This is a genomic window from Chitinophaga oryziterrae, from assembly GCF_009758125.1.
GTDB classification, from domain to species: domain Bacteria; phylum Bacteroidota; class Bacteroidia; order Chitinophagales; family Chitinophagaceae; genus Chitinophaga; species Chitinophaga oryziterrae.
Genome location: NZ_WRXO01000006.1, coordinates 147,864 through 159,696 on the forward strand (window position 1 = coordinate 147,864; position 11,833 = coordinate 159,696).

12 protein-coding genes are annotated in these 11,833 nt (G+C 43.3%); all 12 read right to left on the reverse strand.

Translation table 11 applies throughout. From position 1 onward, the window contains the following. Nucleotides 1–10: 10 nt before the first annotated feature. On the reverse strand, nt 11–949 hold the full coding sequence (locus tag GO495_RS20365) for a magnesium chelatase ATPase subunit I (protein WP_157301570.1): 939 nt from the start codon (nt 947–949) through the stop codon (nt 11–13). After that, a complete protein-coding gene (locus GO495_RS20370; RefSeq protein WP_157301571.1) occupies nt 946–1,641 on the reverse strand; it encodes a hypothetical protein in 696 nt (231 codons plus the stop codon). Before GO495_RS20370 ends, GO495_RS20365 begins: the two co-directional genes overlap by 4 nt. Then, nucleotides 1,638–2,711, reverse strand: coding sequence for a cobalt-precorrin-5B (C(1))-methyltransferase (locus tag GO495_RS20375; protein WP_157301572.1), 1,074 nt, complete (start codon nt 2,709–2,711; stop codon nt 1,638–1,640). The genes GO495_RS20370 and GO495_RS20375 overlap by 4 nt, the downstream gene beginning before the upstream one ends. Then, a complete protein-coding gene (locus GO495_RS20380; RefSeq protein ID WP_157301573.1) occupies nt 2,708–3,442 on the reverse strand; it encodes a precorrin-6A/cobalt-precorrin-6A reductase in 735 nt (244 codons plus the stop codon). The genes GO495_RS20375 and GO495_RS20380 overlap by 4 nt, the downstream gene beginning before the upstream one ends. Continuing rightward, nucleotides 3,439–5,250, reverse strand: a complete 1,812-nt coding sequence (gene cobM / locus GO495_RS20385; protein ID WP_157301574.1) for a precorrin-4 C(11)-methyltransferase — start codon at nt 5,248–5,250, stop codon at nt 3,439–3,441. The genes GO495_RS20380 and cobM overlap by 4 nt, the downstream gene beginning before the upstream one ends. Further along, entirely contained in the window at nt 5,247–6,422 is a 1,176-nt protein-coding gene (gene cbiE / locus GO495_RS32545; protein WP_338075450.1) for a precorrin-6y C5,15-methyltransferase (decarboxylating) subunit CbiE, read from the reverse strand. Before cbiE ends, cobM begins: the two co-directional genes overlap by 4 nt. A 252-nt stretch (nt 6,423–6,674) precedes the next feature. After that, nucleotides 6,675–7,313 carry a 5,6-dimethylbenzimidazole synthase gene (gene bluB / locus GO495_RS20395; protein ID WP_157301575.1) on the reverse strand — a complete coding sequence of 213 codons (639 nt, stop codon included), beginning with the start codon at nt 7,311–7,313 and terminating at the stop codon, nt 6,675–6,677. Then, entirely contained in the window at nt 7,310–8,665 is a 1,356-nt protein-coding gene (cobJ, locus tag GO495_RS20400; protein WP_157301576.1) for a precorrin-3B C(17)-methyltransferase, read from the reverse strand. The genes bluB and cobJ overlap by 4 nt, the downstream gene beginning before the upstream one ends. Then, the gene (gene cobI, locus GO495_RS20405; RefSeq protein WP_157301577.1) at nt 8,662–9,327 is read right to left on the reverse strand and encodes a precorrin-2 C(20)-methyltransferase; all 666 of its coding nucleotides are present in this window, start codon (nt 9,325–9,327) and stop codon (nt 8,662–8,664) included. Before cobI ends, cobJ begins: the two co-directional genes overlap by 4 nt. Beyond that, a complete protein-coding gene (locus GO495_RS20410) occupies nt 9,324–10,232 on the reverse strand; it encodes a sirohydrochlorin chelatase (RefSeq protein ID WP_157301578.1) in 909 nt (302 codons plus the stop codon). The genes cobI and GO495_RS20410 overlap by 4 nt, the downstream gene beginning before the upstream one ends. After that, entirely contained in the window at nt 10,229–11,026 is a 798-nt protein-coding gene (locus GO495_RS20415; RefSeq protein ID WP_157301579.1) for an SDR family oxidoreductase, read from the reverse strand. The genes GO495_RS20410 and GO495_RS20415 overlap by 4 nt, the downstream gene beginning before the upstream one ends. Next, a complete protein-coding gene (locus GO495_RS20420; protein WP_157301580.1) occupies nt 11,013–11,825 on the reverse strand; it encodes a HoxN/HupN/NixA family nickel/cobalt transporter in 813 nt (270 codons plus the stop codon). The genes GO495_RS20415 and GO495_RS20420 overlap by 14 nt, the downstream gene beginning before the upstream one ends. Between the last annotated feature and the right edge of the window lie 8 nt (nt 11,826–11,833).

An 11,833-nucleotide genomic window follows, 5' to 3' on the forward strand; every position in this document is an offset into this window, starting at 1 on the left:
CTCTTCGCCTTTAATAAATATTGCTGAAGCGTTTCGTCTCGCCCTCCTTTTCTTCCTTCGGGGACTGATTCTCCCTGTTCTGCTGAGGACTTTTATTTTGTGAGAAATTTTTAGAACGATGAGATAATACAAAAGCCATTACTTTATGTACATCCTCACTATCTGCTTCTTTTTTATCATGATAGGCTGCATGTGCCCTTGCTGCTTTCATTAGCAGTATATCGGCCCGTAGCCCTTCTACCTGGTATTGTATACAGGCATCCGTAATCTCCTCATGAATAATATCCGGCAGAACAACATGTAATAAATTATTCCTGGCCCTGATAATGCGTTTGGATAATAAGACCTCCGACTCATTAAATAATGCGCAAAACGCCGCGGGATCAGCATCGAACAGCAATCGCCTGTTTACGATCTCCATACGGGTGGCCCTGTCCATCGGTGTTTTAATGGTCACACTTAACCCAAACCGGTCTAACAGTTGTGGCCTTAATTCACCTTCTTCCGGGTTCATGGTGCCTACTAAGCAGAACTTACTTTCCTGCCATTGCGAGATATGGTCCCTTTCCAGGTAATAACCGCCACCGGAAGCTGCATCTAACAATACATCCATCAGGTAATCGTTCAGCAGGTTTACCTCATCAATGTACAACACCCCATGATTGGCGGTTGCCAGCAAGCCCTTCCTGATCTCCGTCTTTTTCTCATTGATCAGTGTTTCCAGTTGCACCGTACCTAACACCCTGTCTTCTGTTGCTCCAATAGGCAGGTTCACAAATGGAAAGCCGGGCATGAGGTTACTCAGTCCGCGTACCGTGGTGGTTTTACCGGTGCCTTTATCGCCGAGGGCCAACACGCCACCCAGACTCGCATCTATCATGCAAAGTATCAGTGCCAGTTTGAAATCTTCCTGTCCGCTGACAGCCGTAAATGGAAAAGCCTTCATCATATGAAAATATTATAGATCCAGAGACATCCTACTCCAATTGAAAATAAGCCTACAATGGCATTCATCGATTTAAACGCTACCTGGTTCCGCTCGATGAACCTCGATACAGAGAACGCCAGTACACAGCTATAAGTGGTCATGGCCAGTATAATGCCTGCACTCTGCAACACAATGATCCCGATAGCCGTGCTGGTGTTCTCAGAGGCTAATACAAGGGCGATCGCACAGGCGCCGCCTGTTCCTGCCAGTCCGTGTAACATGCCTACCCAAAACGACCTGCTAAGCGGGTTCATTGCGATTTCCTGTCCCTGCCTGCCATGTATATGCAGGGCGTTATTTATATGCTCATGTTCGGCAAATACTTTATGTGCGGCCATCATCTTCTTCAGCTTATGATTACGCCGGATGGCCGATATCCCCAGCCATATCATCACAGGCCCTACCGCCATTTCTGCATACGCGGAAATATTCAGCGGTAAGGCCGACTTTAACAGTAAGGCAAAGATGCTGAACAATATCAGGGATAGGGAATGCCCTAATGCCCACTGAGAAGATCGCCATATCAGCCTGGAGGTCCTGATCTTATTATTGGCCCTGTCAGACGCGAGTACGGATACGGCGGCCATATGGTCCGGTTCAAAAGAATGTTGTATTCCCAATAATATTGAATCAGCAAATAAGTATCCTATCATATAATTGTATCATTGGCATCGATCAATAATATCTGTAACGTCACATCCGGAATAATAGCCTGGCAAACTGCATAACATGCAGCCGCCAGTTGCTTAAAGAATGGTTCTTCCGCAGTAAAAGGAAATATCTCCGTTAAACGCCTCGCCATATTTAAGTCCAGTATGGGTAAACATTGTTCATCACTATATCCGCATGCTTTTGCCAGGTTGTAAATAAACTGCTTATCCCAGCTCGACTTCCCGCTATGTGTATCCAGTTCTCCCTGGGCCAGTTTAGCTGCTTTCCCCAGCATAATGCCCATGGTTACTTTCTCTAAAGAAGAAGCCTTTATTTTATCCAGTGTTTCACCGATCCAGTTACCATATTGTATAAAAGCAAATTCCGGTAAATGAGGAAAACGTTTTCTCAATATATTCTCCGATCTGCCACCGGAGTTAATCACAATCTCCCTGCATCCATTCGCGATCGCTACATCAATGCCCTGTGTAATACTGGCTATGTAAGCAGAGGCACTAAACGGTTTCACTATGCCGGTAGTACCTAATATGGAAATCCCGTCTATAATACCGATACGGCTGTTCAACGTCTTCTTAGCGATCTCTTCTCCATTCACGACAAACACTTCTACATCCACACCTTTATCTATCTTATACTGATGCGTAATAAAATGAACAGCATCTGTGATCATCTTCCTCGGCACAGGGTTAATAGCCGGTTCTCCTACACCAATAGCCAACCCTGGCAAAGTAACAATACCAACCCCTTTCCCTCTGATGAATCTGACATCACCGGATGTATTAAAAGATACGGTACAACCTATCGTTGCACCATGTGTTACATCAGGATCATCGCCTGCATCTTTGATGGTGGTACAGGTCGCATTCTTCGTAGTAAATGAACTGTTTACCTGAAAGGTCACTTTCTCCCCTAAAGGCAAAGTGATCTCTGTCTCACTAATATCTTTTTGTTGGATGAGCGCCAGTAACGCCGCTTTTGCACAGGCAGTAGCACAGGCTCCTGTCGTGTATCCCGTTCTTAACGGGCCGGCGGGTATTGGCTGTAAACTCATTCCAGTATTTTATTTAGTTGAGATAAAAGCTCTTCTTCATCATATACCGGGAAAAACGTTTTCGGTAATTCCGGCCTTGTAATGATGACGATAGGAATGCCTGCATGTATGGCGGCTGCGATCTTGATAAAAAGAAACCCGGAATCCCCGCTTTCCTTTGTAATGATCCCGTCTATATTATACTGATGAATGATAGACAGTTCATGTTGCAGGTCGTCTGTTGGCATTTCCAGTATCAGGTCCTTTACGGGAAAACCTGCTTCTTCTGCAATGGCTACTGACCTTGGCAATATCCTGAAAATAGTTGTATGATCAGACCAGTAGGGCTTTAATTTCTCTATAGTCTGAACACCGGTCAGGGCTAATAAATTATTAACCGGATGATGATGTAAATAGTCTATAGCAGCAGGGTAGGAGGGCAAATAATGGATAAGGGGATGAGCGAGTCTTTCCGGATAAGTACGTTCAAAACGTAATACCGGCACATCCGCAGCTTCATAAATGGTCTGATGTAATCCTTCTGCAAAAGGATGACTGGCATTGATGATGACCTGTACATCCTTTTCCTGGCAAAACGTTGCCAGACTCTCTTTTGTAAAGGCGCCAAAGCGATAGTTCCCCGGTTGGAAATCAGTTTCAGTTTTAGTTGAATAACAAAACTGATATCCCGCTTCCTCTAGAATACCTGCTACTTTCTTCCCTTCTGTTGTTCCGCCAAATACTAAGATCATATCTTTATCTCTTTACCTGTTCTGAAAGTATGTTTCCACTCCGGACTATATAAATGCGACCTGTTCTTCCTTGCTCCAATAGCTGCACCTACAATTACCAGTGTCGTCAACGTTAATTTATTATCCCTGATGATCTTTGCCAGATCTTTCAATTGCCCCGTATACACCTCTTCATCTTTCCACGTTACTCTATATAAAACAGCTACAGGCGTTTCGGCCTCATAATGCTCTAATAACTGTTCCTGTACAGATTTAGCAATCGTGGCGCTTAAAAAGATACACATCGTTGCCTTATGCTTCGCCATCTCATTCAGCTTCTCATTCTCCGGTAAAGGGGTCTTACCTGCACCTCTTGTAAGAATAATGCTCTGCACCACTTCAGGAATCGTAAACTCCGATTTTAAATACGCTGCTGCTGCCTGAAAAGAGGATATGCCAGGTACAATGTAATAGTCCATTCCTTTCTCATCGAAAATGGTCATCTGCTCCTGTATGGCGCCATATATAGAGGGATCGCCGGATTGTAACCGCACAATCATATGCCCTTTGGCATAATGGGTATCCATTAATGCTATCTGCTCTTCCAGGGTCATGCTGGCAGAGTTCCTGATAATTGCGCCCGGTTTCGCGTAATGCGTTAGTTCCAAAGGAACAAGACTACCGGCATATAAAATAAGATCTGCTTCTTCCAGTAGTTGTTTCCCTTTTACACTGATCAGTTCAGCATCACCCGGACCAGCACCTACAATAGCTACTACGGCTTTACGTAATACCTGTTTATCTACTGCAATGGCAATCGTATGTTTCTTACCGGATGATAAGGATATCTTTTGCTTTTCCAGCAACAGCTCTTTATTCCCGGATAACAACATTGCTGATGCTTCTGAAACACTGTGTACGCCTAATTTAGACATTACTACTTCGGAAGGGTTCACAACAGTTTGTGAGTTTAACTCATCTGTCGTATAAGTAACAAAAGGAATATTGAATGTTTTAGAAAGATCAATAAATGCTGCTTCATCGTGTTTCACATCTATAGAACCTAATGCCTTTACGGATTCTATTGCTAAATGTTCTTCTGCCAACCGGAATCTGAAGGATGCCAGTAACAGATCAGATTCAATATCACGGGAACATCCCATACCTATATTTAATACGGGAGCATAGTAATATAAAGAGGGACACGGAACATCATAAATTTTATAAGTCACTGCTATAAACAGGGAATACTTAGAAAAATCTATCTCTTTATAATCATAATAACAATCAACAAAAGAAGGTTTGGATTTTTCCAGATAAAGAGTTCCTTTATCTTTAATATCCAGTAATAAAGCAGTTGGTTTGTTATTCACAAACAATGAGATCTGCTGATTTAAATCACTACCTGATTTCCAGTTAAACTGAGCTGCTAATGTATCCAATGCCCACAATTGCTGTATATCACTGGATGTAGTAATCACAGGTAAAGCACCTATCGCATTGGCTAATTTAATAGCCAGCTCATTGGCCCCGCCAACATGCCCGGATACAACAGACTGTACAAACGTTCCATGATCATCCATGTTCACCACAGCAGGGTCCTGCTTCTTATCAGTAAGATAAGGCGCAATACTGCGTACACAAATACCTAAAGCTCCTATAAACACAAGGGTATCAAACTTAGCAAAATCCTTTTCTAAAAAGGAGGTGATGCTTTCTATATTATTCAACCTTGTACTTACCAATACAGATTTAGAAAACTCTTTCTGGATACGAAGCCCCAGTTCTACTCCTTTATCTGTACTCGCTATAATGGCAGTATTATTCATAATTTTTCTGCTGTTAAAATAGTAATTGGATTATGTTCGTCTACTCTCAACGTAATAGGGTCCAGTAAATGATAATTCAACTGTTGTATACCTGTGATAAATTGTTCTTTACTTTCTTCTTTTACGGCATTGATCACTAACCGCCCCTTAATATTTAAATGGGAATCAACCAATGCAATCAGCTCTGTCAGCCTGTTCCCATGCCCGCCTATAAATATAGCATCTGCCTGCCCTTTTAACTCTTGTAAAAAGATATCTCCCATTACTTTACTTATACCAGGTGTAGAATGCTTCCGTGTATTTATATCAAATAACTGACTGCATTCCGGTCTTTTCTCAAATGCTGTAACCTGTAAAGCCGGAAACTGTTTCTTAGCTTCTATAGAAACAGATCCTGTACAAAAACCTATATCCCAGAATGAAGTCCTGTTATGCAAATCCAGTTGTGAAAGACTTAACAGCCGAACAGACATTTTGGTAATCATATTAGGTCTGTTCTCCAATCCTGCAAAAGCAGTATCATGGATACCAAATGCTTTAGGCTTCAAAACAGTCCTTACTAATAACACACAGTTCAATGCATTGAAGGAAGATCCTACTTCCTCAAGCGATAAATAACTAATCCTTTCATCAATCCCTTCCAACGCTTCTCCCACAATCACAGAATAGTTATCAAACCCATATTCCAGCATTCTCTCCGCAATCGCCGAAGGAGTTTTAACCCCATCCGTCAATACACCTATCAGAGAATACCCTGAAATCAAAGCAATATCCAGTTCATCCCACCCCCGCCCATGAACAGAAGTATTACAAATATGCTGGTAAGCAATATTACAACGATGACAAAGCACCTGTAAACTATTAAAATGAGGATACACCTTCATTACAGCACTGGTATCTAACCTCATAATAGTATTAGCAATCCCATAAAACAAAGGATCTCCGGAAGCAAATACAACTACAGTCTGATTAAACTCCCGATATCGTTCTATCAACCGCCCCATATCCCCAATAATATCAATCCAAACATGCCCCTCCGGTAAATAGCCTTTCACTAACTCATAATGCCGCTTACCACCCGAAAACACACTATGTAAAGGCAATATACTTTTCACTTCATCCATAAATGAAAAAGCAGGATTGTTTGATATGCCTATTATTATATACTCCACAATGTTGTTTAGTTAAGCTCCGTTAGGAGTTCCGTGTTTATAAAAAAATGCTTAGTTTGATTACATAATCTTTGCGGCAGGTGTTGTTGTTCATAAATACACCTTATCTGACGTGAATATTAGGTGAAGTCAAATTGAAAATAAATCCTGACCCATATTCCAAAGCTAAATCAGGGAACTAAACAGTCAGATGCAGTGTATTTATGAGCAACAACACCTGACAATCTATATTCAAATTATAGCGTCAGAAACTTAATAACTATCAAAAAACAACACAGCATCCTTTTGTTTCCGCTTCTCCCATTCCAATATCTCCAGCTCCGGCTTATCCGAAAATTGATCTACATGTCCGACGCACAAATAAGCTACAAGTTTATTGGCGGGAGGCGCTTTAAGAATACTTTTCACTTTTTCAGGGTCTAAAATACTCACCCATCCAATTCCAATATTCAACGCCCTGGCCATTAACCACATATTCTGCACGGCACAGATCACACTATACAATCCCACTTCTCCCATGCTTGTTTGTCCCAGTACAGGGCCAACAGCTGGTTTGTAAAACACGGCTATATTAACCGGGGCTTCTATGATCCCTTCCAGTTTCAACCTGATATACTCCTGCTGTTTCTCATCTTTAAAAACACCGGCCGCCTTTTCATTCTCTTCACAAAACGTTTCTTTTATCTTTGCTTTTATCGTCGCATCTTTTATGATCACAAACTCCCAGGGCTGTGAAAACCCTACCGAAGGAGCATTCAGCGCCACCGATATCAGCTTCGAAATAATATCGTCTTCTACAGGAGCAGCAATAAAACGATTCCCCCGAACATCCCTTCTATTCAAAATCAGCTCTTCCAGTAACCCGGCTTCTGCATCAGTAAACTTTCTCATGATACTAATGTATTTACAGTAAACGCTGCATTCACAATACTCGCGGCCACATTACTCCCGCCTTTACGCCCTTTAATGATCACATAAGGCACCTGCTTCATCGCCTGCAATTTCAACTTAGACTCTACCACATTCACAAAACCCACCGGTGTACCGATAATCCCCGCAGGATTAAATTCCGGGAACTGATCACATAACTCAAACAAGGCAGTTGGTGCATTGCCAACAACAAACAATGCTTCAGGATGTTTCGCAATAGCGATCCGCATACCGGCCTGGCTCCGTGTTAACCCTTCTTTCTCCGCTAAAGGGATCGTCTCAGGATCATTTAAATAACAATACACATTCACATTGTACCGGTTAATAAACTCTTTCGTAATCCCGGATTGTACCATCGTTACATCCGTCACGATCGTGCCTCCGTTCGTTAAATACTCATGCCAGCGTGAAATAGCATCTTTATTAGAGAGATATAGATCCTCATATTCAAAATCCGCTGTAGTATGTATACACCGGATAATCGCCCACTGGTCCGCCGCACTGATATCATGCCTATGCAACTGCTCCGCTATCTGCCTGAAACTCTCATCCTGTATTTCCTGTCCGGTCTGTGGCTTACGGGCAAGATACCCGCGAGGCGTCACCAGGAAATCCTTAAACTGATAAGTCTGGGAGTTTCCCACCATCACCAAAGAGAACATATCCACCAGAGTAGTATCAAACTCCTGTAAAGTAGTAATCGTAATCTGCTCTTCCGGACGCGTTACCTGCCTGATGATAGCCACCGGCGTCTCAGGAGCCCGGTGCGCTAAAAAGATCTCCTTAAACCGCTCCAGTTGCCAGAACCGCTTCTTGCTTCGCGGATTATACAAAGAGGTCACAAAATCCCCCGTGGCGGCTGCAAAGATCCTTTTTTCAATCGTCGTCCACGGTGTCATTAGATCTGATAAAGAAATACAGCAGAAATCATGGCCTAATGGTGCCCCTAACTTCCCGGCAGAAGCAATGAATGCACTGATACCCGGGACCGTCTGCAGATCAAGTTCCTTATCAGGGCGTTTGCTGGCATACTCATACACCAGGGATGCCATGGCATAAATGCCTGCATCTCCGGAACTGATCACCACTACATGTTTCCCCGGCTCACAACTGTTCACCGCCAGCGCTGCACGCGCTTCTTCTTCTGTAAGATCTTTACCCACGGCTACACATGAAGGCTTTAACAGATGCTGTATAAACTGGAAATAATAACTATACCCTATCACGATGTCCGCATCCGCTAATACCTGCTGCGCAAGAGGGAGAATGTAATCCTGTCCGCCCGGACCAATACCTACTACACTTAACTTCATACTTTCTTTAATATAAGTAATGAAAAATAGGGGATCTCTCTATCCTTCAGATCATTGATGTCCGTAGTAATAAATTGCTGTGGCGTACCTAAACGTTCACAATAGACAATATTCAGGTCTTTAATAAAAGGCATGATGCCGCTAAGAACACTGCGTACTTTAATCAATACCACCGTATCAAACTCTTCTAAATAACGCGCTATGTTTTTAGCACGCGGAAGAATCGCGATCTTCTCATTCAACACCGCCAGCGGTAACTGATGCGCCGCAGCGCCCAACAAAAAGGAAGGCACTCCCGCAATGATCTCTACATCTAATTTATGCTGCCGGATATGCTTCAGCAAATAAGCGAACGTGCTATAGAAAGAAATATCTCCCTCACTTACAAAAGCAATATCCAACCCATTGTTATAATCCGTAAGCATCTCCTGAAAAGTCTCTGCATAAGTCTTCTCCGCCTGTTCCCTGTCATCAGACATATTCAGGAACATCCCCCGGAACTTACTTTCATCCAGGTTATAATGTTGTAAAATGCCTAAAGAATAACTACTCCCCGGTAAAGACCCCGGATAATAGATCCTGTCCACCTGCTGCAACACCTGCAATCCCTTCACTGTTATCAGCAAAGGATCTCCCGGTCCTAACGAAACGCCATATATCATATCCCCAGGATCTTTTTAAATGTAGATAAAAACTTCCCCTCAATTTTCTCATCCTCCTCAAACAAAATCCCTTTCACCGCCAGATGATGCCCTACCTGTTCTTTCCCCACCTCTTCCTCAAAACCAATAATCTGTGTTCTGTATTTACACAACTGGCAATTCATATTGGGATTACCGGTTTCCACTTCTGCTATACGCTCATCCAAAGACTGTAACAACAACTCATCACACTCAAAAGACCCCGTATACACAAACTCTTTATCAGAGCCGGCGCTGAACTCCGAAACCTGTGCATATATTTTCTTCAGCAATATACCCGTAAATAAGAAGATAGGAAGCACGACCACCCGCTTATAAGGTAATAACTCCACCACAGGTAAAATGTCCTTTAAAAGGGGCTGTGTAACGCCAATAAAAGCCGTTGTGGCAAAGCCAAAACCCATCCCTTCCCATAACATCCGCGTTAACTTGGCAACGTCAGAATTCGCGTCCGGGTCGGAAGTACCACGACCTACCACCAATAAACACGTATCCTTATCATAAGTACTAACGGCAGCGATCAGTTTCTTGCACAACTGCAAAACAGAAGGCGTGATACCGATATGTTTCCCCAGCCTGATACGCAAATCAGCATACTGGTTCTGCAACGTATTCATCTCAAAAGGAATATCATTCTTCGCATGACCGCCCGCAAATAAAATAGCCGGGATCGCAATAATATCACGCACACCGGCCACATACATCCGCTCCACCGCCGCGGCATATACCGGGTGAGAGAACTCCAGGAAACCATAATCAACAAGGCGGTCGGGATACCGGAGTTTCAACAACTTCACCAGTTCCTTAAAGCCTTCAACTCCTTCAGGGTCGCGGCTGCCATGTCCACAAATTAAGATGCCCTTCATAGTGTTTCAAGTGGGTCCGGATATTTAAAAGCATAACCTAAGCGCTGCTTTAGCTTATCCGAATTGATGATTTTAAATTTATTCCCGCCGGCAATAAAAGTGGGTAATACCAACCCAGCTTTTGATGCTGCCAATGTATAAAAATCCTTCCTCAAAGGATGCACGTCCGAACACGCATTGAACACTTCCCCCCAGACACCCTGACGAATAATCTCCGTAATAATAGCGATGCAATCATCCTGATGTATCACATTGATCGGGGCATCCCCATTCTCCACATTGGTTTTTCCCGCTAAAAAACGCCCCGGCTGACGATCATACCCTATCAAGCCTGCAAAACGCAACACCGTACAATCCGTATGTGTGCGGAATAGCTCCTCCACCGCTACCAGTGCTTTCCCGCTGCCCTTCACCGGTTCAAAATGGTCATCTTCAGTCACTACCCGGTTCAGCTCCGGATATACAGAAGTGGAACTCACAAACAACACATGTTGAGCCTTTATCAAAGGAAGCAGCAAAGACATCTGCGCCGTATGATACGCCACAATATCCTCCCTGCGTGCAGGAGGAACGTTAATGATCAATATCTCAGATGCCAGAAAACCGGAGAGCTGATCCCCGGTAATCTGCGTATCAGTAATCTGTATCTGATAAGGAATGATTCCCTTTTCCTGTAATAATGCAAGTTTATCCTGACTGGTAACCGAGCCATGTACCCTATATCCTTCGCGCAACAAATGCGAAGCCAGAGGTAAGCCCAGCCAGCCACAACCTAATATACTAACCGTTTTCATCAGCAGTCCGGGCGTATTTATGTTTTAAATATAAATCAGCGTATAAAGATATGATTATAGTGATAAAAGTAAGTCCTACAATATTGTTTTGCAGGTCTGATAACTCCAGAAAAGGCATGATTGTGCTCAGTACTTTATACAAAGGAATGGCAAAACACATGATCGTGATCAGCACATTCAGCTTAAACCGGTGGCTCTGGATCTTTTTCTGATCAAAAGTCTTCAGTAGTTTACTTAACAGCAGGGAATCACAGGTGCCCGTCATAATCAGCCCCAGCGAAAATACCAGTCCGCCAATAATAGCATATATCCATTGGTTAGACACCGAAATAGCATACCCGAATGCTGCTATCTGGGAAGATGTATCGAAGATAAATCCAAAGATCACCCCGGTAACGATCACGGTAAAAGGATTGATAGAAGTACTGAACGACTTCGGCAACAGCCATTTCCTCACACCACTCAGTTGTCCCTGACTGTTCCGCATTAACGCGATCAGGTTAGACACCCCTATAAAAAACAACATCACCGTAGACATCCACTCCACCACAATATCCAGCATCGCCGGCATGGCAAAGTTGTTTTTCAATATACAGAGCGTCAGCGCTATCGCCGTTACCATAATCCCATGCCCGAAAGTAAACAGGGTGCCTACCCAGCGGGTCCACATACTTTTAGTTAAGTGCAACCGATACGTATACCCGTCAATGATAGTAATATGGTCCGGGTCCAGTCCGTGCCGCAATCCCAATACCGCCAGTATAATGAATCCCGTAAAATTATGATGCAGTTCTTCCATAACAATAT